Origin of the sequence: Williamsia sp. (assembly GCF_036566845.1) — a bacterium.
In the GTDB taxonomy this organism is placed as follows: domain Bacteria; phylum Actinomycetota; class Actinomycetes; order Mycobacteriales; family Mycobacteriaceae; genus Williamsia.
In genome coordinates this window covers 17,431-41,741 of the sequence record NZ_DATCVM010000122.1, presented here as the reverse complement: position 1 = coordinate 41,741, position 24,311 = coordinate 17,431, and the positions used below count along the sequence as shown (strand labels likewise).

Sequence of the window (24,311 nt, the reverse complement as noted above, 5' to 3'; positions counted from 1 at the left end):
CCGGCTAATCGAGCTGCGCGGCCAGCGCCACATAGTCCTCGATGGCCAGGCGCTCACCCCGGAGCCCGGGATCGATGCCGGCGGCGGTGAGCAGTTCCTCAGCGGCCGGGGCCGAACCGGCAAGACCCGACAGAGCGGCCCGTAACGTCTTGCGCCGCTGAGCAAATGCCGCGTCGATCACCGAGAAGACACGACGACGATGCGTGTCGTCCACCGGCCACGGCGGCTCGGCGTACCGACTGATCCGGACCAGACCGGATTCGACCTTGGGTTCGGGCCAGAACACGTGACGTCCCACCGAACCGGCCTGGGAGACCTCCCCGAAGAATCGCGCCTTGACGCTGGGCACCCCGTAGACGCGCCCACCTGGTCCGGCGGCGAGCCGCTGAGCGACCTCGAGCTGCACCATCACCAACGCCGTGCGAATGCTCGGGAACTCGGACATCAGGTGCAGCAACACCGGCACCGCGACGTTGTACGGCAGGTTCGCGACCAGCGCCGTCGGTGCGGTCGGCAGATCGTGCGCACCCACGCGCAACGCGTCCTTGGTGACCACGGTGAGCGAGTCGGCCTGGTCCGGGGCACGGTCGGCGACCGTGGTGGGCAACCGCCCGGCGAGCCGGGGATCGATCTCGACGGCGATCACCTCTTTGGCCACCGCGAGCAAACCCAGGGTCAACGACCCGAGCCCGGGCCCGACCTCGACCACAACATCGTCGCCGCCGATTCCCGAGGCGGTGACGATGCGCCGGACGGTGTTGGCGTCGTGAACGAAGTTCTGGCCGAGGGTCTTGGTGGGACGGATGTCGAGTTCGGCCGCGAGTTCGCGGATCTCCGCCGGGCCGAGCAGGGCGGGCACGTTACTCAGAACCGCGTCCCGCCCGAGAGGCAGTCGCGCTGCGGTCGATCAACGAAGTCCGAGTTTGGACGAGCAAGAGGGCCATGCGCCCCATCCTTGCGCGGCCTGGGTCTTGGTTGCAATCGCGATCTGTTCCTCGCGGGTCGCGAGGTCGGCGCGGGGTGCATATTCCTGGCCGCCCCAGCGGTCCCAGGTGTTCTGGTCGAATTGCACGCCACCGTAGAAACCGTTGCCGGTGTTGATGGCCCAGTTTCCGGTGGCCTCACACTGCGCGAGCTGGTCCCAGACCGAGCCCGGCGGGACATACGGCGCGCCCGGTTTGGTGCCCACAGACACCGTCGCGGGCTTCGGCTCGACCTGGACCGACGAGTCGAGCTTCTTCTTCTCGGTCTCTTGGCCGTTGACGGTGGTCACCTCGTAAGTGACCTCGGCGGAACCGGGCTGACCGGGATCCTTGACGATCGTGCGACCGGAGATCAGCTCCGGGTCGTCGACCTTGTTCTCCGGCGGTGCCACCGGTTCGGTGACGGTCACGGTCTCGGTGCGGATCCGCGTCACGGTGATGTCCATGTCGGCGGTCACCGGTGTGTCTGCGGCCGGTGTGACCTCGTCGGTCGGAGCCAGCGGTTTGCCGGTGTCGTCGAGCAGTTCGGCGACGGTCTTCGCCGCGATCTGCGGGGTGGACGTCTCTGATCCGTCGGTCAGTTTCACCTTCTTGGGGAGCACGACGTTCACGGTGCCGCCGGAGACCGGGAGTTGGTCGGTGGCGGGGCCCTCGATGTCGTTGGCCTCGGACGCCAGATCGACCTGTGCCAGCGCCTGCTCAACGGTGACCGCGGTGGTCTGGATCTGGCGGGGCGCTCCGTCGACGTTGACCGTCAGGGTCTTGAGGCGGTGCAGCGTGATGGTCTCGCCGTCATCCACGCCGTTGTCCGGAGCCGGCAGCACGAGGTCGCCCTCGGCCGGGTCGTAGCCCTGCTCGTCGAGGATGCTGTCGACAGAGCCGCGCATCGTGGAGACCTGGATCACCTTGCCGTCGACGTCGATCTTGACGTTTTTGTAGGCGGCGATCCCCATCACACCGCCGGCGACGAGTACTGCGAGCAGTAGCGCAATGGCGATGCGTGGGGTACGCGAGGTCGATTCGTTGATACGAGCAAGCACAGACATGATCACAACAAGATAACGACATGGTGTGGATTGCGCAAAGCAAACGCTAAAGCTGCAGGTCCAGGCCGTATGCGCGGATCGCGTTTTGGGTAACAGATTGGGCTAGGGCCGCTGGATCCTGCCCCCGCACTTCTGCCAGGGCGCGCGCCGTGTAGGGAAGGACGTACGACTGGTTCGGCCGGCCCCGGTACGGGTGCGGCGTCAGGAACGGCGCGTCGGTCTCGACCAGGAGCTGATCGTCGGGCACCAGACGGGCCGCAGCCTGCAGGACCGTGGAGTTCTTGAAGCTCACCGTCCCGGCGAAGCTGAGCAGGTAACCCCGCTCCACACACTCTGCGGCGACCTTTTCGTCCCCGGAGAAGCAGTGCATGATCACCGTCTGCGGCGCACCTTCCCGTTCGAGGACGTCGAGAAGATCTCGGTCGGCTTCGCGATTGTGGATCATCAACGGTTTGCCGATCCGCTTGGCGAGATCGATGTGCCAGGCGAAGGCCTCATGCTGTTGCGGGACGGTGGCGCAGTCGTTCGACTTTCCGGGCCAGTAGTAGTCGAGGCCGGTTTCCCCCACCGACACGACACGGGGGTCGGTGAGCATCTCTTCGAGTTCGGCCTTGGTCGCGTCGTCGAGTTGATGCGCGTGGGTGGGATGCAACGCCACGGCCGCGTACGCCCGGTGATCCCACCGCGCGGCATCGACGGCCCACCGCGCATCGACGATGTCGTCGGCCACGGTCACCACTGCCCGGACGCCCGCCGCCTCGGCGTGGTCGAGGATCTCCCGGACCGACTCCGCGTCGCGGCCACCGCAGGCGGCCAAATGCGTGTGGGAGTCGATCAACGGGATCAGTGGTTCGGGGTCCGGGGGCGGCGTCCGCCGACGCTCTTTCTTGAGTTCCTTGTTGCTCTTGTCTTCAGCGGCGATGACCGGGTCCGCTTGATCAGTCATGTCAGAGATCGACCTCACCGGCGATGACCGTCACGCTGCGGCCGCCTACCCAGATATCGGTGTTGTCGTCACTGACGAGGACGCGGCCGGCCCGGCCGAGTGCAGCTCCCTGCGCGGCGACATAGGTGGCGGGCGCGATCTTCTGCGCGCGCAACCAGCATGCGAGGCCGGCGTTGAGGCTGCCGGTCACCGGATCCTCCGGCACGCCGATACCGGGAGCGAATCCCCGGACCTCGTAGTCCGGATGATCGTCGGGTCCGGTGTCGCCGAGGTAGGGACCGATGAGACCGACCATGCGATCGCCGAGCGCGGCGAAGTCCGGTTCGATGTCGAGGACCTGCTGACCCGATGCCAGCAGCAGCCCGATCCAGCCGGGCCCGTTGTCCACCCAGCTCGCCGCGATGACGTCGGACGGCCGCAGGTCCAATGCGGCCCGGACCACATCGAGGTCCGAGGCATCGACCTCACCGGACCGGATCAGCGGCGGCGCCGCGAACGCGAGTGCCTCACCGTCCCGGCGGATGTTGACCAGACCGACACCGCATTCCTGAACGACCTTCTCCCCCTTCGGCACACCGCCTGCTGCCAGCCAGGCGTGCGCCGAACCGAGTGTCGGGTGGCCGGCAAAGGGCAATTCACCGCCCGGTGTGAAGATCCGGAGAAAGTAGTCCGCCGCCGGATCCTGCGGGGTGCACACAAACGTGGTCTCGGACAGGTTGGTCCACTGAGCGAACGTGCGCATCTGATCGTCACCGAGGTCGTCGGCGTCGAACACCACGGCGACGGGATTGCCGGTGAGTGGTCCGGACACGAACACATCGACTTGCTGGAATGGGCGCGGGGGCATGCGTGGATTGTGCCTGCCCACTTCAGCGGTTAGCCAATGGATTGGAGAAAAGGTCCTGCGCACACGTGCACTAGGGTTTCGGATTGTGACCGAGATCAATCACCGGGTGGGTACCGAGCAGGTCGGCGACATCACGATCGCCTACGAGGACTTGGGCAACCCCGATGACCCCGCTGTGCTCCTGATCATGGGGCTGAGCGCCCAGTTGACGTTCTGGCAGACCGCGTTCTGCATGAGCATCGTCGATCAGGGCTACCGGGTCATCCGGTTCGACAACCGGGACATCGGACTCTCGACACACCTCGACGGTGTCCGGGTCGGCGGTTCATTGCTCAAGCGACTGGCGAACTACGAACTCGGCAAGCCCAGTGATGTGCCGTACACCCTCGTCGACATGGCCGGAGACGCCGTTGGCCTGCTCGATGCCCTCGAGATCCGCGAGGCACACATCGTCGGCGGATCCATGGGCGGGATGATCGCGCAGATCGTCGCCGGCAAGTACACGGACCGTGTGATGTCGGTGGGGATCATGTTCTCGAGCACCAACCAGGCATTCCTGCCGCCGCCGGATCCCCGCAAGCTGAAGGCGTTGCTGTCGGGTCCGGGTCCGACGGCCACTCGCGAGCATTACATCGAGACCGCCGCCAAGGCCGCTCGCACCATCGGCAGCCCGAAGTTCGCGCTGCCGTGGGATGAGTCGATTCGTCGGGCGACCCTCGCGTACGACCGCGCGCACGACCCGGCGGGCATCGTGCGTCAGTCGGCCGCGGTGATGGGCACCGGCAGCCTCAAGCCGTATGCCGGCGCGATCACGGCGCCGACCGTCGTGATCCACGGCAGCGCCGACGGCCTGATGCGTCCTTCGGGTGGCAGAGCGATCGCCCGGGCGGTCAAGGGTTCGAAGTTCGTCCTGATCAAGGACATGGCCCATGACATCCCCGAACCGCTGTGGCCACAGATCATCTCCGAGCTGACCGGGAACTTCGCGCGCGCGGTCCACAAACCCTGACCCGACGGGCTGACAACTCAGGTATCACTCCCCGGCCGCACTCCAGGCCGTCCATCTGGTCACGGTCACCGCGATCACGGGACCATCGAGGGACACGCTGCGATACTGAAAGTACTTGGCCCGCAGGAGTTCACGAGCCCGATCCACCTCGGCGCCCGCGGCGTGGATCGTCGCACGGCCATCGGCGCGCACCCACCACAGCTGCTCCCAGCTCTCCGCGTACTCGTCGACCAGTAGGCAGACCCGAGGGTTCGCCTCGATGTTCCCCAGCCGCCGCAACCGCTGGGTCGACTTCGGCTTACCGTCCACGGCCGTGTAGATCGTCTCTCCGTCGACGGCGAACACCACCGGCACCTGGTGTGGTCGGAGGTCCGGTGTGACGGTGGCAAACCTGGCGACCGGCGCCATCGCGAACCGGCTCACGACGAAGTCGTCGACAGCACGAGGGACAATGTCGTTCACACCACGAGACTAGCGCCGCATCGAGTGGTCGACATCGGGCATTTCGGGCACCATCGTGGCGTGATCCGCGTCGACTTCCCGGCCCCCGTCGAACTTCGTCCGCGTTGGGCCGCATTTGCCGCCACGCTCGCAGGCATGGGACCGCGCTGGGCGCGTGGTGCATACGCCACCCCGACCACCTGGCACTACGACGACGGCGGCGGCAACTGGGCAGATCTGCAGTTGGTGGACGGCGGGCGGGCGGTCCTCGTAGGCCACGACCACGAGTACTCGGAGACGTATTTCGGTCATGCCGCCGAATACTTCGGTCAGACCCCCACCGATCTGCTCGCCGGTACCCCGCAGTGGTGGTCGCCGGTGATCACCGCCCACCTCGAGAGAATCGACACCGAGGGCATGTGGGTCGGCTTCATCTACGGATTCGACGGTCGCACGTGGAATCGTGCCGACTATGACGCCGATGACGGGTTCACGAGCCTGAACGTCCCCTTCGGATCCGATGCCCAGTGCGCCGAGCTGATCAACGAACACCTCACCGGAGCCGCAGAGAGTCCGCCTGTGGACACAGCCGCGGTCGCAGCGCTGGTGGCGGCAGGTCCGGCCGTGGCTCGGGCAACCCTCGAGTCGGTGTTCGACGGAGGGGCACTCGACGTCGACGCGGCTCTCGCGGCCGCGCGATCGTTTGCGCCCCGACTCGAAGGATCGCACCCCGCGTAGCCTGACCACACTCCGGATCCCGGCGCCAGATCAGTGCCGATAAGCTGTGGTCACCATGGCTTCTGCAACAAAACCGCCGTTCTACATCACAACGGCCATCGCATACCCCAACGGGGCACCGCACATCGGGCACGCCTACGAGTACATCTCCGCTGACACGTTGGCGCGGTTCAAGCGACTCGACGGTCACGAGGTGCTGTTTGTCACCGGTACCGACGAGCACGGCCAGAAAATGCAACAGACCGCCGAGAACGAGGGCATCGAGACCCGCGCGCTGGCCGATCGCAACGCGGCCGCCTTCCGCGGACTGCAGGAGATGCTGGGCAGCAGCTTCGACCGGTTCATCCGCACCACCGACGCCGATCACCACGTCGCATCCCGCGCCATCTGGGAGCGGATGAGGTCGAACGGCGACATCTACCTCGACACGTTCTCCGGCTGGTACTCCGTCCGCGACGAAGCTTTTTACGCCGATTCCGAACTGACCGTCCTCGACGACGGCAGCCGGATCGCGACCGAGTCGGGTACGCCCGTCGAGTGGACCGAGGAGGCCTCGTACTTCTTCCGGCTCTCCGCGTATCAGGACAAACTCCTCGCGCTCTACGAGGAGCATCCCGAGTTCATCGGCCCGGCCACCCGCCGCAACGAGGTCTCCAGTTTTGTGCGCGGCGGCCTCCGTGATCTGTCGATCTCACGCACCACCTTCGACTGGGGTGTGAAGGTGCCCGGCGACGACGACCACGTCATGTACGTCTGGGTCGATGCGCTCACGAATTACCTCACCGCCACCGGCTTCCCCGACACCGACTCGGAGAAGTTCAAGAAGTTCTGGCCGGCAGATCTCCACATCATCGGCAAGGACATCATCCGGTTCCACTGCGTCTACTGGCCCGCATTTCTGATGAGCGCCGGGATCGAACTGCCCAAACGTGTCTTCGCACACGGCTTCCTGCTCAACAGCGGCGAGAAGATGAGCAAGTCGGTGGGCAACGTCGTCGACCCCGCCGTCCTGATCGGCGAATTCGGACTCGATCCGATCCGGTTCTTCTGTTTGCGTGAGGTGCCCTACGGGCAGGACGGCTCGTACAGCCACAACGCCATCGTCGCGCGCGTCAACGCCGACCTGTCCAACGAACTCGGCAACCTCGCCCAGCGCACCCTGTCGATGGTGGGCAAGTATTTCGACGGTGTGCTCCCGGCCCCGGTGAACCTCACCGACACTGACAACGAATTGCTCGCGAAAGCCGATGGACTGCTCGACCGTGTCCGGACCGACTTCGACCAGCAGGCAATGCATTCGGCTCTCGAGAAGATCTGGGAAGTCCTCGGCGACACCAACAAGTACATCTCGGTCGAAGAGCCGTGGAAGCTGGCGAAGACCGACCTCGAACGCACCGGCACCGTGCTGTATATCTGCGCCGAGGTAGTCCGCATCGCGGCGTTGCTCACGCAGCCGGCCATGCCGGAATCGACGTCGCGCCTGCTCGATCAGCTTGTGGTCAAGCCGGATTCGCGCAACTTCGATGCCATCGCGCAGCGCCTCACCGCCGGCACCACCCTTCCCAAGCCGACACCGATCTTCCCGCGTTACGAAGCTCCGAAGGACTGAGGCCTGATGCCGGCCATGTCGCGAATCGAGCGGATCTTCTGCCAGAGCGCGATATGGCGACCGGTGGCAACGGCTCTGGTGGGCTGGAGCAGCTCGGATCAGCAACTGGGTGCCGACGTCTTGGAGATCGGATCGGGCAGCGGCGTGATGGCCGCCCGGCTCCTGAAGGAGCATCCGGGCATCACCGTGACGGCCACCGACATCGATCCGGTGATGGTCGACGACGCCCGGACCCGGCTATCCGAGTTCGGTGACCGTGCTCATACGCAGGTCGCCGATGTCACGGCACTTCCCTTTGAGGACAACAGCTTCGACACCGTGCTGAGCTTCCTGATGCTCCATCATGTTGTCGAATGGCCGGCGGCCCTGAGCGAGATCGCGCGCGTGTTGCGTCCCGGCGGCAGCCTGGTCGGGTACGACCTGGTGCGCGCGCCGGTGACGTCGTTCATCCACCGCTACGACGGATCTCCCCACCGGCTGATCACCATCGACGAGCTCCGCGACGGATTCACCGACGCCGGACTGGTCCGGGTGACCATCTCGCCGGCGATCCTCGGGCAAGGAATGCGATTCGTTGCGCAGCGTTGAGCTGGGTCCGGCGCCGGCACCGGATGTGTTGCGGGCGCTGGACTTCCACACCCGCCGACTGGGTCTGCCCGGACCGGCGGCACTGATCGGGGATTGGCTCGGCGCCGACGCCGTCATCGCACCGTCGATCACGCTGACCGAGGGCAACACCCTTCCCGACCACCCGCAACAGTTCTGGTTCGGCTACCTGGGATTTCCTGATCGCGCCGACGACGGGCCGCTGCCCGCGACGGCGGGTGGATCGACCGACGCCATCCTGCACCAGGATCGATCGGGTACCTGGTGGTGGTCGTCGGTCACCGACCGCCCCTGCCCCGAGTGGGTTCGGGCAGCTCTGGTCGAGCAGCACCGGAGCGACTGGTCGGTGCACTGGTCGCCGCCCGATCGAGCGCCACACGTGGCCGCGATCGAGGACTGCCTCGACGCGATCCGGGCGGGTGAGGTGTACCAGGCCTGCATCTGCACTCGGTTCACCGGTCAGGTCGATGGTTCGGTGGCGCATTTCTTCGCGGACGGGGCCGACGTCACCCGGCCGAGGAAATCTGCTTTCCTGCAGGGCGATTGGGGCGCGGTGGCGTCATTCTCGCCCGAGACATTTCTGACCAGGCACGCTTCGGTGGTCCGGTCGAGCCCCATCAAGGGCACACTTCCCATCGACCTCGACCCACGTCAACTACTCGACTCCGCCAAAGACGTGGCGGAGAACATCATGATCGTCGACCTGGTCCGTAACGACCTGGGCCGCGTCGCCGTCCCGGGTACGGTCACCGTCACCGAGCTGTTGAAGGTCCATCCCGCACCGGGTGTCTGGCACCTGGTGTCGACGGTGCAGGCCACGCTCGGCCAGGCTGTCACCCACAGCGAACTCATCGACGCGACCTTTCCGCCCGCGTCGGTCACCGGGACACCCAAGATCCGGGCCCGCGAACTGCTTACCGGATGGGAGCAGTTCCCACGCGGTGTGTACTGCGGCGCCATCGGTGTCGCCGCACCCGACGGCGACCTCGACCTCAACGTCGCGATCCGGACGGTCCAGGTGTCGCCGGACGGATCAGCCCACCTCGGCGTCGGCGGCGGCATCACCATCGACTCCGACCCGGCGAGCGAGTGGCAGGAGTGCCTCGACAAGGCCGCCGCGATCATCGGTCTTCATCGGCATGCCGATCGCGTCGGTATCGACGACTGATCACTCGGCTGACCGCGCGGCCAGCACCGCCTCGTACAGTTCGCGTTTCGACGCACCGGAGCGTAGCGCCAACTGCGCGCAGGCCTCCTTCAGCCGGGTCCCCGAGGCAACCAGCTCCTCGGCCTGCGCCACCAGATCGTCGATGTCGGGGGCACCGGCGACAGCACCCTCGAGTACCACGGTGATCTCCCCTCGTACGCCGTCGGCGGCCCACGACGCCAGCTCGGCCAGCGTCCCCCGTCGCACTTCCTCGTAGGTCTTGGTCAGTTCCCGGCACACCGCTGCCCGACGATCGGGTCCGAGGATCTCCACGGCGTCGCCGAGGCATTCGGCGAGCCGGTGTGGCGCCTCGAAGAACACCGCGGTCCGCGGCTCCTCGATGTAGGCAGACAACCAGGTCTTGCGTTGTCCGGGCTTACGCGGAGCAAAGCCGTCGAAGCAGAACCGTTCGACGGGAAGGCCCGACACCGCGAGTGCGGTGGTGACCGCCGACGGGCCCGGCAGACATGTGATCGGCAGGTGCGCCTCGGCGCAGGCCACCACCAGCCGGTAACCGGGGTCGGACACCGACGGCATCCCCGCGTCGGTGATCACCAGCACGGTCGCCCCGGACCGCACCTCCTCGACCAGAGCGGGCGTGCGCTGCGCCTCCACCTGGTCGTAGTAGCTCACGATCCTGCCGGTGATCGTCACACCCAATCCCGCTGCCAGGGCCCGCGCCCGGCGGGTGTCTTCGGCTGCGACCACATCGGCACTGGCCATCGCCGCCTTCAATCGGGTCGAGGCGTCGTCGAGATGACCCATCGGGGTCGCTGCGAGTACCAGTTGGCCGTGCGGTTCCGGAGAGTTCATCACCACACAGCCTACGATTGGCCCCGTGACGTTCTCCCCGCCGCTCGAGATCTCCACGCCGGAGGACTCGGTCAACACCCGCCGGATCCGGGGAGAGCTCCCCGGAACCCATGCCGAAGACCTCGGAAACACCCCCGACGAGGCCCGCATCATCCCGGCCCCGGTGTTCGGTGCCACCGACCGCAGGCGCGGCTGGATCGTCACGCTGGTCCTCACCTTCATCGGTGCGCTGACCCGGTTCATCAATCTCGGTTCGCCCACCGACAACGGCACCCCTGTCTTCGACGAGAAGCATTACGTCCCGCAGGCCTGGCAGGTCCTCACCGGCGACAACTGGCTCGAGGACAACCCCGCCTACGGGTTGGTGGTGCATCCGCCGGTCGGCAAGTGGATGATCGCGATCGGCGAGTGGATCTTCGGCTACGACGCGTGGGGCTGGCGTTTCATGTCCGCCGTCTGCGGGACGCTGATGATCCTCATCGTCATCCGGCTGGTCCGCCGGCTCACCCGGTCGACGCTGGTCGGCGCGATCGCCGGGGTACTGCTCATCTGCGACGGCGTCACTTTTGTCGCATCCCGCACCGGGCTGCTCGACATCTTCCAGATCTTCTTTGTGGTCGCGGCGTTGTCGTGCATCGTGTGCGACCGCGATCAGATGCGTGCGCGGATGCACCGGGTCCACCTCGAGGGACGGATGGCCGACTCGGTCTACGGTCCGCGGCTGGGCTTTCGATGGTGGCGTTTCGGCGCGGCGATCCTGCTCGGCCTGGCCTGCGGCACGAAGTGGTCGGGCATCTATTTCGTCGTGTTCTTCGTTGTGCTGTCGCTCGGATTCGATGTCGCGACGCGGCGCGCATACGGGGTCCGGCGTCCGTGGCGCGGCGTACTGATCCGAGACCTGATCCCCACCGGGTTCTCCCTCGGCGTCACACCGATCCTGGTGTACCTCGCCACTTTTGCCCCGTGGTTCGCCTCCGAGACGGCCGTCTACCGCTATGAGGTCGGCAGGCAGATCAGCACCGATGGGCCGTTCGCCTGGGTGCCCGACGCCCTGCGCTCGCTCTGGTATTACGAGTCCGGCGTACTCGATTTCCACTCGCATCTGACCAACTCCGCGGGCAATCATCACCCCTGGGAGTCCAAGCCGTGGACGTGGCCGATGAGTCTGCGCCCGATGTTGTACTACATCGAGTACGGCCCCGACCAGTGCGGCGAGTCGGACTGCGTGCGCGCGATGATGTTCATCGGCACCCCCATCCTGTGGTGGCTGGCGCTGCCGATGCTGGCGTGGGGTCTGTGGCGGATGTTCGTCCGGCGGGACTGGCGGTACGCGGTGGTCCTGACCGGATACGGCGCGGCATACCTCCCCTGGTTCGCCAACCTCGATCGCCAGATGTACTTCTTCTACGGCACCGCCATGGCACCGTTCCTGATCATGGGGCTGGCATTGATCGTCGGCGATGTCCTGGCGGCGAGCCGAAAGGCGCGCAAGAACCCCTATGAATGGCGACTCGTCGGTGCGGTCGGTGTCAGCATCTACATCGGACTCGTGGTCCTGAATTTCATGTGGATGTGGCCGATCCTCACCGGATCCCCTATCAGCCGGGAGATCTGGAACCTGCAGATCTGGCTACCGAGCTGGGCCTGACCCGCCGGCCCGCCCACCGGCCACCGTCGAACGTGCCCTTTCAGCCGTCGATCGGGCCGTTTCACCCGCCCACCGTGCGGGTAGCAGCTGCCGATCGGGCCGCTGGACCCGTCGACCGTGCCGGTACTGCCGACGCCCGCGAATCACGGGCACGTTCGACGACGGAAAGAGCCCGGTCGGCGGGTAACAACAGCCCGGTCGGCGGGTAACAACAGCCCGGTCAGCGCGTGCGAGAGCCCGGTCGACAGGAAAAAGAGCCCGGTCGAGGGCTACTTGTCGAGGTGCTCAGGCATCACGGTAGGAAAGTCCTCGGAAGGCAGCACATCGTTTGAATCATCTTCGGTGGCAATGATGTTCGCATGGGTTCGCAGGTCGTGGTCGAGGTGGCCCTCATAGGTGCGTTGCGCCACGATCAGCGGGTCTTTTCGCAGGTCGATCATTAGGGACACACACATACCCACCATCACGATCACGAAGGGCAATGCCGCGATGATGGCCATCGTCTTGATGCCTTCGAGTGCGTTGTCGCCGCTGAGCCACAACAGCAGTGCCGCGACCGCACCGGTCAGGGTTCCCCAGAAGATCGTGACGGCTCGGGTCGGATGTTCGGCGCCCCGCTCCGACAACGTCCCCATCACGAGGGACGCGGCATCGGCGCCCGAGACGAAGAAGATGGCCACCAGAATCATCACCAGAACCGAGGCGATACCGGTGAGCGGCATGTTCCCGAGCAGGTCGAACAGCTGGCTTTCGGCAGACCCCGCTTCGGCGAGACCCTCGCCGTCGATCTGTTGTTTGATCGCTGTCCCGCCGAAGATGGCGAACCACACCAACGACACGATTGTGGGCACCACCAACACCCCGACCACGAACTGCCGAATCGTCCTACCGCGGCTGATCTTTGCCAGGAACATGCCGACGAACGGCGTCCAGGAGACCCACCATGCCCAGTAGAAGATCGTCCAGCCGGCGAGCCATTCCTCGCCGGCGCTGTCGACCGTGGCACCCGAACGCGCGGAGAACGAGGTGATGTCGTTGAGGTAGGTACCGATGGTTGTCGGAAGCACATTGAGGATGAACACCGTGGGTCCGACCACGAACACGAATACCGCGAGAATCAGCGCGAGCACCATGTTGGTGTTCGACAACCACTGAATTCCCTTCGCCACACCGGACACCGCCGACGCCACAAACGCCGCGGTCAATATCGCGATGATCGCCACCAGTAACAGTTTCGACGGTTCGTTCAGCCAACCCAGCTCGACAAAGCCCGAGCCGATCTGTGCCGCACCGAGACCCAGCGATGCAACGGTGCCGAAGAGTGTGGCGAAGATGGCAAGGATGTCGATGACCCGGCCGCCCATGCCGTTCGCGCGATGACCGAGGATCGGAGCGAACACGGCGCTCACCAGCTGGCTGCGGCCACATCGATAGGTGCTGTAGGCAATCGCCAGTCCCACAACGGCATACATCGCCCAGGGATGAAATCCCCAGTGGAACATCGTGGTTGCCATCGCGACCCCGACGTTTTCCTGGTCGGTGCCGGGCGGGGCGTCGACGTAGTGGGTCAAAGGCTCGTTGGCACCGAAGAACATCAGCCCGATTCCCATGCCGGCACTGAACATCATCGCGATCCAGCTGACCGTGCGGTACTCCGGCTTCTCACCGTCGCGCCCGAGCGGGATCTTGCCGTATTTACTGATCGCCAGATAGAGCGCGAACAGTACGAAGAACGTGGAGGACAGGATGAACACCCAGCCCAGGTTGTCGGTGATCCAGGCGAGGACGTCATCGGTGACCGTCCGCAGATTCGATCCGTCGATCAGACCCCAAGCCACGAATGCGACCACAACAACCGCAGTGACACCGAAAACCACAGGATCGAGTCGTGGTCTTCCGCTTCCGGAGTCGGGTGTCGGAACTGCGTCAGAGATTTCAGTCGTCAGTGCCATGGCTCCACCAAAGCAGTATCAACCCTGATTGATCAACTTTCGCGATACATTTGCTATCTGCCTGTAACAATGCAAGCGTTCGACGCAATCAGCAACACCAACGCCCTCACCTGCGCAAAGCCTTGTCCAGCAAGGTTTTGATCCGGTCATCGTCCACGCCCAGCTGCCGCAATGCCGAAACATGCTCCACAGTCAGTTCTCCCGCACGCTGCAGAGTTGATTCCGCGTGTGCCTTCACAAAAGATCCCTTCCGGCCGCGTGTTTCGATGATGTCCTCTGTCTCTAGCTCGCGATACGAACGGGCCACCGTGTTGGGTGCCAGGTCGAGCGCCGATGCCAGGGCCCGGACCGTGGGAATCCGGCTACCGGCCAGGAGCTCACCGGAATTGACCAGTTCGATGACACCGCGACGAACCTGTTCGTACGGCGGCACATCAGAGTTCGGGTCGATGACGAGCGCGATGTCGATATCGGCAGCCATGACTACATCCGATCCCGCGACACGGGGCACGACATACATCGGGGACCACCACGGCCCGAACCCAGCTCGCTACCGGCGATGGTGAGAACCTCGATGCCCGAATCCTCCAGCCGCCGATTGGTTTCGACATTGCGGTCGTAGGCCACCACCACGCCGGGCGAGAGTGCGAGTGTGTTGTTCCCGTCGTCCCACTGTTCACGTTCGGCGGTCACCGCATCGAGCCCGGTGTCGATCACCCGGAGTTTGTCGATGCCCATCGCCGCGGCCGCCGCGTCCACAAACGGGTCGGGACCGGTGATCGACACCGTCTCTCCCCGCCGGATGGTGAACGCGGACAGTGAGTCCCCGATGGCCGCGTACATCACCACCGCGTCGGTGTCGACCATGGTGCACACGGTGTCGAGATGCATGGATGCGCGTCGCTGCTCGATCGGCACCGCCAGCACCGTATGCGCGAGGTCATCGTCGAACAGGCTGCGCGCCAAGGCTTCCGCACCAGCCGGGGTGGTCCGTTCACCCACCCCGACCGCGACCACACCCGGGGCGAGCAGCAACACGTCGCCGCCCTCGACCGGAGCGGTGTGTGACTCGTATGCCCGGCGCACGCCGAGGAACCGGGGATGGTGTGCGTAGATCAGGTCGGTCAAGGAGGTCTCACGCACCCGGGCCGGCAGCGCGAGGGAGGTGATCGCGAATCGGTCACCGATCCAGAACGAACTGTCCCGGGTGAACAGCAGATTCGGTAACGGCTCGATCGCGAACTCGGATCCGTGGTGCATCCGCCACACCAGGGACGACCGCACGGTGGCCGCAGATTCGGGCAATTCGTCGAACGTCATCCCCGCCATCAGGACCCGGGCCAGGTCGACGGCCGGCAGGCGACGCAATTCGGCCGACAGATCTTGCGCCAGATGATGGCCGAGCCGCCGCGGACTGACCGCCGCCGCGATCCCCTGCATCCGGGCCGCGCCACTGATCTGGACGGTCTCGGTCAGCAGATCACCGAGCAGCAGTACCTCGACGCCGCGATCGCGCAGCACGTCGGCAAAGGCATCGTGTTCCTCCTGCGCCCGGTCCACCCAGGGCAGACCGTCGAACAACAGCTGGTCACTGTTACGCGGCGTGAGTCGTCGCAATTCGTCACCCGGCCGGTGCAGCATCACAGCCCGCAATCGACCGACCTCGGAGTCGGAACCCAGAACCGGTTGCTCAGAACGTGCCATCTGCGACATGCGTCAACGGTAGTGCTGTCAGGCCTGGTACCGCACTAATTCGCCTGCAGGTTGTCCGTGATGCGCGCGGGCAGCGTCTCGCGGGCCAGTATCCAGAAGATCGCCGCGACAAACGCCACCCCGCCGGTCACGAGGAAACCCAGACCGAATCCCCACTGCTGCGCAATGAAACCGGCGATGACCGGACCGCTGATCGCCCCGACATCCGCGGTCATCTGATACGTCGCCAACGCCGGTCCGCCCTGCCCGCGGCCGGCGAGCACGTCGGCGAGCGCGGCCTGATGGGTGGGCGCGAAGAGTCCCGACCCGATACCCGCGACAAAGGTCAGGGCACCGGCGATCCAGATGTTGCCGCAGTATCCGAGCACCGCCGTCGACGTGCCCATCAGCAGCAGTCCGGGGAGCATGATGGGTCGCCGTCCGAGCGTGTCCGACAGTCGCCCGGCGACGATGATCGCCAGAACGTTGCCCGCCGCATACACGGCCAGCACCACACCGGTCACAGCTTCGGGTTCACCGAGTCCGTCGACGATGAACAACGGGACCAAAGCGACACGGACACCCATCGATGCCCAGCCCTGCGTGAAACTGGAGGCCAGAATCGCGCGATACGCGCTGTCGCGCAGCGCTTCGGCCAGCGGCATGGCCACGTGCTCATCGCCGCCAGGCAACGGCCGGCCGCCTACCGATCGGAGCTGGGTGGCAACAACAGCCGACGCGACGATCAGGGCGATGGAATACACCACGAACGGCATCCGCAACCCGAATCCGATCAGCGCACTGCCGAGCAATGGACCGGTGATGTTGCCGACGAGGAATCCGGCGCTGAAGAATCCCGAGACCCGTCCACGGATGTCCGGCGGCGCCAGCCGGATCATCAGGGCAGTCGCCGAGATCGAGAACATCGTCGAACCGATGCCACCGAGCCCGCGGAAGATGAGCAACTGCCAGTAGTTCTGGGCGAAGGCGCACGCCAGTGTCGAGGCCGCGACGATCAGCAGACCGGTCAGGTAGATCCGGCGTTCGCCCAGCAATCGCACGAGCCGTCCACTGACGGGTGCGAACAACAGTCGCATGACCGAGAAGGCCGAGATGACCACAGCCGCCGCGGTGATGCCGACGTTGAAGCTGCGCGCGAACATCGGCAGCGCCGGGGCGATCAGGCCGAAACCGAGGGCGATGACGAAGTTGGCGCTGAGCAGAACCCATATCTCGCGGGGTATCTGCTTCACGGCACAAAAACTACCGCCTCGCGCAGGCAGTGGTCACACCGGACCCCGCGGATCACCAACCACAATCGACCAAGTCCACCGGCTCCCTACCGATTTGAGTTATCATCTGATAGCCGATGTGTGCACATTGTGGTGTGCCCGGGCCCAGGAGCACGTCATGCGGAAGAAGCCCCGAAAAACGCTGGATCTCATAACCTCACTGGGCAGCACGATGGCCGCCGCCAACGTCATCATGCAACTCGCCTCGCCGGGTGTGGGGCACGGCGTTCTCGAGAGTCCGGTCGAACGCGGCAACACGTTCAAACATCCCATCAAGCGAGCGCGCACCACCGGCCAGTACCTGGCCGTGGCGATCAGCGGCACCGACGACGACGTCGCCTATATCCGCGAACAACTCCATCACGTCCACAGCCAGGTCACGTCCAAGCCGGGGGCCGACGTCTCCTACAGCGCCAACAGCCCGGAGCTCCAACTATGGGTGGCCGCCTGCCTGTACCGCTACTACGTCGACCAGTACGAGTTCTTGTACGGACCACTCGACGCGGAGACCGCCGACGCCATCTACGCCGACGCCGCGCGCCTGGGCACCACGCTGAACGTACGCCCGGCGATGTGGCCTGCCGACCGGGTCGCCTTCGAGACGTACTGGGACGAACAGGTCCGGGGCATCCACATCGACCCGGCGGTGCGCGAGATGCTGACCTCGCTCGCCGACCTCAGCTTCCTCACCGGCCCGCTCGGACTCAGCGGCAAGGCCCTCCACAAGGCCCTGGGCAGACCGCAACTGTTCATGACCAAGGGCGCACTCCCCCCTCCGTTCCGCGAGGCGATGGGGTGGACGTGGTCCGCCAGAGACGATCAGCTCTACCACCAGGTGCTCACGGTCTACCGCCACACCGATTGGGTCATGGCCCGCCTGCTCAAAGGCCTCAACGACGTCATGCTCGCCGACGTCCGGATCCGGCGCAGGTTCGGAATTGCAGTCTTCTGACACCCCCACCAGGAATACACTCGGGAAGCATGACCTCCACCAGCCACAGTGTCTGCAACCTTTGTGAGGCCATCTGCGGTCTGAACGTGACCGTCGACGGCAACCGCGTCATCGAGATCCGCGGCGACCGCCACGATCCCCTGTCCCGGGGTCACATCTGCCCCAAGGCCACCGCCCTGGCCGATCTGCACGCCGACCCCGACCGGCTGAGGACGCCCATCCGCAAGACCGCCACCGGCGGGTGGGAGCCGATCAGCTGGAAAGCCGCCATCGAACTCGTGGCCGGCAAGATCGCCTCGACCCAGAAACAACACGGCCGCAACGCGGTTGGCCTCTACCTGGGCAACCCCAACGTGCACAGTCTGGGATTTGTCACTCACGGGCTTCCCTTTGTGAAGGCGGTCGGCACCCGCAACACCTTTTCGGCGACGTCGGCCGACCAACTGCCGATACAGCTGGTCGCCCACCTGATGTACGGCCACCAGTTGCAGATCCCGATACCCGACCTCGACCACACAGACCACCTGCTGATCATCGGGGCCAATCCCGTGGTGTCGAACGGCTCGATGATGACCTCGCCCGACTTCCGCAGCCGGATGCGCGAATTGCGCCGCCGCGGTGGACAACTCATCGTCATCGACCCACGCCGCACCGAGACCGCGGCCATCGCCGATACCCACCATTTCATCCGTCCCGGCACCGATGCCGCATTCCTCATGGCCATGCTGCACGTACTCGTCCACGAGCGCGGGGTGTCGCCCGAGCGGATCGAGCACCTGCCCCTGTCCGGGCTCGATGAGCTACGGACACTGTGCGCAACCACCACACCGGAGTGGGCTGGGCCCGTCACCGGAATCGATGCCACCGACATCCGTTCGATGGCAACCTATTTCGGAACGTCCCCGCGCGCCGTGATCTACGGACGCATGGGGGTCTCGACACAACGATTCGGCACGCTGTGCCAGTGGGCGATCCAGGTGATCAACGCCGTCACCGGTAACCTCGACCGGGTGGGCGGCGCACTGCTCACGGATCCCGAGATCAACCTGGTCGACCGGAAGCTCAGCGGTCGAGGCCATTTCGACAAGTGGCGCAGCCGGGTCAGGGATCTGCCCGAGTTCGCTGGTGAACTCCCGGTCGCCACACTGATCGACGAGATCGTGACCGAAGGTGCGGGACAGATCCGGACCCTGATCACGGTCGCCGGCAACCCGGTGTCATCGTCGCCCGGTGGCGGTCATCTGGGGCCGGCACTCGACGGACTCGACTTCATGGTGTCGATCGACTTCTACGTCAACGAGACGACCCGTCACGCCGATGTCATCCTGCCTCCGACGATGATCCTCGAACGCGACCACTATGATCTCATCTTCCACCAACTCGCCGTCCGCAACACAGCCAGATTTTCACGGGCCGTGGTCAAGAAATCCACTGATGCCAAACATGATTGGCAGATCTTTGCCGACCTGACCCGTGGCCTCGCGCGGGCCCGTTCCGCCGACACCGGGCTCCTTCAGCGCCTGCGCCGGCTTCCGAAGCAGGTGGTCCCGACCATCCGGGCGAAGGCGAGCCCGCGGGTGCTGCTGGACGTGTTGTTACACACCGGTCCGGGCGATCTGACGATTCGCAAGCTCCTCGCGACCCCATCAGGACACGATCTCGGACCGCTTCGGCCCGGATTGGCTCGCAAGATCGTTGCGGCCTCGGGCACAGTCGATCTCGTGCCGTCGCTGGTGACCGCGGATCTGGCTCGCATGCACACAGATCTGGTGGCGACCGCCGACCACGAACTGTTGCTGATCGGTCGCCGTCACCTGCGGTCGAACAATTCGTGGATGAACAACTCAACGCGCCTGACCAAGGGGAATCCGCGCCATCATCTGTTGATGCACCCGAAAGACCTCGCCGCGGGCGGACTGTGCTCCGGCGACCAGGCGATGCTGAAATCAGCCGCGGGCAGTGTGGAGGTGACCGTCGCCGAAAGCGACAGCATCATGCCGGGTGTGGTGAGTCTTCCGCACGGCTTCGGGCAAAATCAGGCCGGTGTTCGTCTCGCCGTGGCCGGTCTCATCGAGGCCCCGAGCGTCAACGATGTCACCGATCCCCTTCGCCTCGACGAGATCTCGGGCAATGCGGCGCTCAATGGTGTCCCCGTGACGGTGAGTGCCACCGTCACCGGTTGAGTCAGGCGCGAGGCTCAGCAGCCCTCGATCTCGATCACCGGCGACCGGTCACCGCGGGCGAACCGGGACACCGCCAGGTTGCACAGGCCCTGCAGCCGACACAACCAGCGGTCGTTGCCGTCCCACCGCGGGGAGAATGAGCTGCGGCCGTGGATGGCACGACTGTTGTCGATGATGAACAGATCGCCTGGGCGCAAGACGATTTCGGTGTGATGCGCCTGCCACACCGATTTCACCGCAGCCAGTGCGGCGGCATGTGCGGCGCTGTCCGTCGACATCAGATCTTCGTCATAGGTGATCACCGGGTCTTCCCACGAACCGCTGAGCACCGGGATCGGCCCACGGACCTCGTCCGGAACGCCGCCGTCGATGAACGATCCGTCCACCCGGGTGTAGAACACGGGGTCACGCAGCAGCGCGACGGTCTGGATCGGTAGCAATTCCTGCAACTGCCGCGCCGACAGCAGATATGTCGCCGCGTTCGGGTCGCCCCGCAAGCAACCCAGCGCGATGAAATCCGGGCGGGTCCGCAGGTTGTGACACTGCTCGGTGTGGCTTTCGAGGTTCACTGCGCTACCGGTCGACATCTGACGCCGCTGATGACTCCGGATGGGCACCAGGGTCTGGACGAGTTCTCCACGACACTCCGGGCGGTACCCGACCAGATGCACGATGCTCGAGAGCAGAAGTGCCGATTGCCGCGCGATGCTGGTGTGCCGGGTGGGTGCACCCACTGCGGCAGCGGGGGTTTCACCGATCTCTCCGACCTCCAGCCCTCGCAGGAGCAGCCCGCCGTTGCCCTCGACCAGGAAATCGAGCAGCAGTTCGCGAATCGGTGCCGGCAGCAACGCCGCGGCCAAGCGGGCCTGGCGGCTGAAATCCTGCGGATCCGACAACGAATCGGCCGCAACGTTGTCGGCCAGCATGCCAATGACCTGCGCATACTCGTTGATCATCGCCGTCTGAACTGTCGGCCAGCAGACGTGCTCTTGCGGTCCGGGAAGCGATTGTGCACTCATTTTGCTCACCCTCCGATCCAATGCCGATGCGGTATCACACAGCGTAATGCGCGACACCGGATCCCACAGTGCGAGAAGCACCAAGAATCGGGGCCAAGACGATCACAATTCGGGCCATACCGCCACGCGGGCCGATCAGCCATGCCGCAGCTCCGTGTCACCGATGACTTTCCGCGCACCGCGCAGTCGATACGAATACCAGTCCGTCCGCCACGAACCCGAAGGAACCGACATGCCTGCCATCATCCCGTCACTCTGGTTCAACCAGAACATCGAAGCAGCGATGAAGCTGTACACCGAGACATTCCCCGACTCCACCATCGACAACATCATGTACGTCGGCGAGGACGGACCCGGACCGGCCGGGAACATCCTCGCCGCCACGTTCACGTTGTCCGGCCACACATTCGAGGGCATCAATGCCGGTCCGGAGTTCACGTTTTCCGAGGCGGTCTCGTTCTCGGTCCGGTGCCGATCCCAGGACGAAGTCGACTACTACTGGAACGCACTGACCGCCAACGGCGGCGTCGAATCAGAGTGCGGGTGGCTGAAAGATCCGTTCGGCCTGAGCTGGCAGATCGTGCCCGATCGGCTGTATGAACTGCTGGCGGATCCGAACCCCGAACGCGCCCGCGGCGCCCAACAGGCGATGATGAAAACCCACGGCAAACTGATCATCGCCGATCTCGAGGCCGGGGCCGACTCAGCCGGCTGAACCCGGAGACGCGGTCGAGCACCCGGCGGGCTCGCCGCCCTCCAGCTTTGCCTCGCATTCCTGCGTCAGCAACCGGTTGGTGCCGATGCCCTGCTGGGCGAAGATGTCGCCGGGATTGAGGAGCTGACAGGCCCGCATCGACAGGCAGCCGCACCCGACGCAGCCGTCCATCAGGTCGCGCATCCGTTGCAGCAGCGCGATCCGCTCATCGAGGTCTTCCACCCATCGCACCGATGCCTTGTGCCACATCGCCTTGGTGGGTGACTCGTGTTCACCGAGCACTTCCAGGACCGACCCGATGGTCGCCAGCGGGATCCCGGCGGCCTGGGAGGCTCGGATGAATGCCACTCTGCGCAGCATTGCCCGGTGATAGCGACGCTGGTTGCCCGCTGTGCGACGGCTGAAGATCAGCCCGCGGTCCTCGTAATACCGGACGGCCGATGGTGCCACGCCGGCCCTGATGGCCAGCTCCCCCACGCTCAACTCCAACTTTTTCAGTGCCATTTTCACATCGTACTTGACTTCAAGTTGCCTTTAACTTGAAGACTTGGTTCATGAGAGCAACTCAACTCAAGTTCATCCTGATCATCGCGAGTGTCCGGCCGGGTCGCATCGGGCCCACGGTGGCCGATTGGTTTGTCGACCAAGTGGTTCCGCACGGACTCGATATCGAGATCCTCGACCTCGCCGAGCCCACCGGTCCGCGAACCACCGAATCTCTGGCGTCCGCCGACGGATTCATCGTCGTCACACCGGAATACAATCACTCCTACCCCGGTGAACTGAAGATTCTCATCGATGCCCACCGAACCGAGTGGAAACACAAGCCGGTGACATTTGTGTCCTATGGCGGCATGTCCGGCGGACTGCGGGCGGTGGAACACCTACGGACGGTCTTCGCCGAGGTGTATTCGGTCGGCACCCGAAATGGTGTGGTGATCCATGCTCCCTGGGACCACATCACCGACGGACTGCTCAGCCTCGACGATGACGCTGTCGCATCCACCCGGGGTGCGATGGACGAATTGGTCTGGTGGGCCGAACTACTCAAACCCGAACGCCCCGAGCGCGACCGTGGAGCTGCCTGAGAGATGGATCCGGTCACCAAGAAAGTAGCGGCAGTCCTGGCACTGGGCACCCTGATGGTGATGCTCGACGTCACCGTCACCGTGGTCGCGATCCCCTCGCTGGCCACGTCGTTCGATACCGATCTGTCCACCGTTCAATGGGTGACAACCGCATACGCACTCGCCCTGGTCGCGGTGATGCCCACCGCGGCGTGGGCAATACGCCGATTCGGGGCCAAACAGGTCTATCTCACCGCACTCGTCCTCTTCGTGAGCGGCTCGGCTCTGGCCGGGCTGGCCTGGAACATCCAGAGCCTGATCGCCTTTCGAGCGGTCCAAGGTCTCGGCGGCGGGTACCTGCAACCGGTCGGGATGACCATCGCCCTGCAGATGGTCGACGAGCGTCATCGCGGCAAGATGATGGGATGGCTGGGACTGCCACTGCTGATCGGCCCCGTCCTGGGCCCGACAGCCGGTGGGCTGCTGGTGGACAACGTCGGCTGGCGCTCCCTCTTCCTGATCAACGTGCCGATCGGAATCGCGGCCATCACGCTGGCCGCCAAGCTCTTTCCCCGCCAGTCGGGTACCGATCGTGATCGACTCGACTGGCCGGCGCTGGTCGCGCTGGCTCCGGGCGGCGCGCACCTGGTCTTCGGATTGGCGCAGGCCGGCGATCACGGCGATCCGACATCGGCTCAGGTCGTGATCCCGGTGGTGTGCGGCCTCGGACTCCTGGCCCTGTTCTGGGTCCGGACGCTTCGATCGTCTCGCCCGCTGCTCGACCTCCGGTTGTTGAGGCAACGCAGCATGGCTGTCGGATCGGGTAGCCTGTTCCTGGTCGCCGGGGCCTACTTCGGGTCAATGATGATCGGCCCCATCTACATTCAGGCAGTCCGCGGCGACAGTGCAACAACGGCCGGTCTGATCGTGATCGGCCAGGCGATCACAACCGGCCTGGTGGTCCAGATCGCCAGTCGGCTCACCGACCGCATCGATCCGCGCCGGGTGGTCTGGTTCGGGCTCGGCGCGACGGTGGTCGCCATGATCCTGATGACCACGACCCTCGACGAGGACACCTCGTACCTCGCACTCATCGGCATCGGCGTGATCATGGGAATGGGCATCGGCGCCACGCTCATGCCCTTGATGACCGCATCCCTGCGTGGGATCCAGGGTCCGGCGATCGCCTCGGGTACAACCATTCTCACCACCGGCAATCAATTCGCGGCGGCCATCGGTGCTGCCCTGAGCGCCACCGTACTGACCACACTGTTCAACAGTCGGACAGAATCGCTCGACAACACCGGTATGGCCGGCGCCCTGCGGCTCGGACCCGACGAACAGGTCACGGCGGCACCGGATCTGGCGAGCGCGGTCGCCGACACCTACCTCTTGACGCTGGGTTTGCTGATCACCGCCTTGGTGATCTCTGTGTTCCTGCCGAAACTGCCGCGGCCACCCCGAATGGCACCGCCTGCGCCCGCCGAGCGGACACCGGCATACCTCGGGCGCAAACAAGGCCTTTCGGCGAGGCGCGGCCGATGAG

Annotated in this window: 22 protein-coding genes and 1 pseudogene; 11 read left to right on the top strand and 12 right to left on the bottom strand. The window is 65.1% G+C overall.

Annotation, left to right across the window (positions count from 1 at the left end; translation table 11 throughout):
- Positions 1-4 precede the first annotated feature (4 nt).
- The 4 genes from rsmA to VIQ49_RS11470 are packed head-to-tail and all read right to left on the bottom strand — an operon-like array spanning position 5 to position 3,822.
- Positions 5-859, bottom strand: coding sequence for a 16S rRNA (adenine(1518)-N(6)/adenine(1519)-N(6))-dimethyltransferase RsmA (gene rsmA, locus VIQ49_RS11485; protein ID WP_331884584.1), 855 nt, complete (start codon positions 857-859; stop codon positions 5-7).
- A 48-nt stretch (positions 860-907) separates the two neighbouring features.
- Positions 908-2,029 carry a transglycosylase family protein gene (locus VIQ49_RS11480; protein ID WP_331884582.1) on the bottom strand — a complete coding sequence of 374 codons (1,122 nt, stop codon included), beginning with the start codon at positions 2,027-2,029 and terminating at the stop codon, positions 908-910.
- Between the two features lie 46 nt (positions 2,030-2,075).
- A complete protein-coding gene (locus VIQ49_RS11475) occupies positions 2,076-2,975 on the bottom strand; it encodes a TatD family hydrolase (protein WP_331884580.1) in 900 nt (299 codons plus the stop codon).
- Between the two features lies 1 nt (position 2,976).
- Complete coding sequence (locus VIQ49_RS11470) at positions 2,977-3,822, bottom strand: PhzF family phenazine biosynthesis protein (protein ID WP_331884578.1); 846 nt, start codon at positions 3,820-3,822, stop codon at positions 2,977-2,979.
- Positions 3,823-3,907: 85 nt separating this feature from the next.
- On the opposite strand from VIQ49_RS11470, the gene VIQ49_RS11465 reads away from it, so the two are divergent.
- A complete protein-coding gene (locus VIQ49_RS11465; RefSeq protein ID WP_331884576.1) occupies positions 3,908-4,831 on the top strand; it encodes an alpha/beta hydrolase in 924 nt (307 codons plus the stop codon).
- 24 nt (positions 4,832-4,855) lie between these two features.
- Here VIQ49_RS11465 and VIQ49_RS11460 read toward each other — a convergent pair whose 3' ends face one another.
- The gene (locus VIQ49_RS11460; RefSeq protein WP_331884574.1) at positions 4,856-5,293 is read right to left on the bottom strand and encodes a TIGR03668 family PPOX class F420-dependent oxidoreductase; all 438 of its coding nucleotides are present in this window, start codon (positions 5,291-5,293) and stop codon (positions 4,856-4,858) included.
- A gap of 60 nt (positions 5,294-5,353) precedes the next feature.
- Between VIQ49_RS11460 and VIQ49_RS11455 the strand changes: the two genes are divergently transcribed.
- From VIQ49_RS11455 to VIQ49_RS11440, 4 genes are read left to right on the top strand one after another with little or no spacing between them, the layout of a single operon-like run.
- Positions 5,354-6,010 carry a hypothetical protein gene (locus tag VIQ49_RS11455; RefSeq protein ID WP_331884572.1) on the top strand — a complete coding sequence of 219 codons (657 nt, stop codon included), beginning with the start codon at positions 5,354-5,356 and terminating at the stop codon, positions 6,008-6,010.
- 55 nt (positions 6,011-6,065) lie between these two features.
- Positions 6,066-7,619, top strand: a complete 1,554-nt coding sequence (metG, locus tag VIQ49_RS11450) for a methionine--tRNA ligase (RefSeq protein WP_331884570.1) — start codon at positions 6,066-6,068, stop codon at positions 7,617-7,619.
- Between the two features lie 6 nt (positions 7,620-7,625).
- Positions 7,626-8,207 carry a class I SAM-dependent methyltransferase gene (locus tag VIQ49_RS11445; RefSeq protein WP_331884568.1) on the top strand — a complete coding sequence of 194 codons (582 nt, stop codon included), beginning with the start codon at positions 7,626-7,628 and terminating at the stop codon, positions 8,205-8,207.
- On the top strand, positions 8,194-9,393 hold the full coding sequence (locus VIQ49_RS11440; RefSeq protein WP_331884566.1) for an aminodeoxychorismate synthase component I: 1,200 nt from the start codon (positions 8,194-8,196) through the stop codon (positions 9,391-9,393). Before VIQ49_RS11445 ends, VIQ49_RS11440 begins: the two co-directional genes overlap by 14 nt.
- Here the strand turns inward: VIQ49_RS11440 and rsmI are convergent, their stop codons facing one another.
- On the bottom strand, positions 9,394-10,245 hold the full coding sequence (rsmI, locus tag VIQ49_RS11435) for a 16S rRNA (cytidine(1402)-2'-O)-methyltransferase (RefSeq protein ID WP_331884564.1): 852 nt from the start codon (positions 10,243-10,245) through the stop codon (positions 9,394-9,396). It abuts the gene before it with no gap.
- 148 nt (positions 10,246-10,393) lie between these two features.
- Between rsmI and VIQ49_RS11430 the strand changes: the two genes are divergently transcribed.
- Positions 10,394-11,893, top strand: a complete 1,500-nt coding sequence (locus tag VIQ49_RS11430) for a dolichyl-phosphate-mannose--protein mannosyltransferase (protein ID WP_331884602.1) — start codon at positions 10,394-10,396, stop codon at positions 11,891-11,893.
- A 269-nt stretch (positions 11,894-12,162) separates the two neighbouring features.
- On the opposite strand, the gene VIQ49_RS11425 is transcribed toward VIQ49_RS11430, so the two are convergent.
- From VIQ49_RS11425 to VIQ49_RS11410, 4 genes are all read right to left on the bottom strand, one after another.
- The gene (locus VIQ49_RS11425) at positions 12,163-13,845 is read right to left on the bottom strand and encodes a BCCT family transporter (protein WP_331884562.1); all 1,683 of its coding nucleotides are present in this window, start codon (positions 13,843-13,845) and stop codon (positions 12,163-12,165) included.
- Positions 13,846-13,951: 106 nt separating this feature from the next.
- The gene (locus VIQ49_RS11420) at positions 13,952-14,326 is read right to left on the bottom strand and encodes a GntR family transcriptional regulator (protein ID WP_331884560.1); all 375 of its coding nucleotides are present in this window, start codon (positions 14,324-14,326) and stop codon (positions 13,952-13,954) included.
- Positions 14,327-14,328: 2 nt separating this feature from the next.
- Complete coding sequence (locus VIQ49_RS11415) at positions 14,329-15,549, bottom strand: arginine deiminase (RefSeq protein WP_331884600.1); 1,221 nt, start codon at positions 15,547-15,549, stop codon at positions 14,329-14,331.
- A gap of 44 nt (positions 15,550-15,593) precedes the next feature.
- Positions 15,594-16,790: an MFS transporter gene (locus VIQ49_RS11410; protein ID WP_331884558.1), complete on the bottom strand. Its 1,197-nt coding sequence runs from the start codon at positions 16,788-16,790 to the stop codon at positions 15,594-15,596.
- Between the two features lie 157 nt (positions 16,791-16,947).
- On the opposite strand from VIQ49_RS11410, the gene VIQ49_RS11405 reads away from it, so the two are divergent.
- Together VIQ49_RS11405 and VIQ49_RS11400 are read left to right on the top strand one after the other, a co-directional pair.
- A complete protein-coding gene (locus tag VIQ49_RS11405; RefSeq protein ID WP_331884556.1) occupies positions 16,948-17,781 on the top strand; it encodes an oxygenase MpaB family protein in 834 nt (277 codons plus the stop codon).
- 29 nt (positions 17,782-17,810) lie between these two features.
- Positions 17,811-19,964 carry a molybdopterin-dependent oxidoreductase gene (locus tag VIQ49_RS11400; protein ID WP_331884554.1) on the top strand — a complete coding sequence of 718 codons (2,154 nt, stop codon included), beginning with the start codon at positions 17,811-17,813 and terminating at the stop codon, positions 19,962-19,964.
- Between the two features lie 14 nt (positions 19,965-19,978).
- Here the strand turns inward: VIQ49_RS11400 and VIQ49_RS11395 are convergent, their stop codons facing one another.
- A complete protein-coding gene (locus VIQ49_RS11395) occupies positions 19,979-20,983 on the bottom strand; it encodes a TauD/TfdA family dioxygenase (protein WP_331884552.1) in 1,005 nt (334 codons plus the stop codon).
- A gap of 232 nt (positions 20,984-21,215) precedes the next feature.
- On the opposite strand from VIQ49_RS11395, the gene VIQ49_RS11390 reads away from it, so the two are divergent.
- Entirely contained in the window at positions 21,216-21,698 is a 483-nt protein-coding gene (locus VIQ49_RS11390) for a VOC family protein (RefSeq protein WP_331884550.1), read from the top strand.
- 60 nt (positions 21,699-21,758) lie between these two features.
- Here the strand turns inward: VIQ49_RS11390 and soxR are convergent.
- Positions 21,759-22,202, bottom strand: a pseudogene (gene soxR, locus VIQ49_RS11385) (redox-sensitive transcriptional activator SoxR); the annotation flags it as partial.
- A 50-nt stretch (positions 22,203-22,252) separates the two neighbouring features.
- Between soxR and VIQ49_RS11380 the strand changes: the two are divergent.
- Together VIQ49_RS11380 and VIQ49_RS11375 are read left to right on the top strand one after the other, a co-directional pair.
- Positions 22,253-22,786 (top strand): NAD(P)H-dependent oxidoreductase, encoded by a 534-nt coding sequence (locus VIQ49_RS11380; RefSeq protein WP_331884547.1) that lies wholly within the window; start codon positions 22,253-22,255, stop codon positions 22,784-22,786.
- Between the two features lie 3 nt (positions 22,787-22,789).
- Positions 22,790-24,310: a DHA2 family efflux MFS transporter permease subunit gene (locus VIQ49_RS11375; RefSeq protein WP_331884545.1), complete on the top strand. Its 1,521-nt coding sequence runs from the start codon at positions 22,790-22,792 to the stop codon at positions 24,308-24,310.
- The last annotated feature ends 1 nt before the right edge of the window (position 24,311 follow it).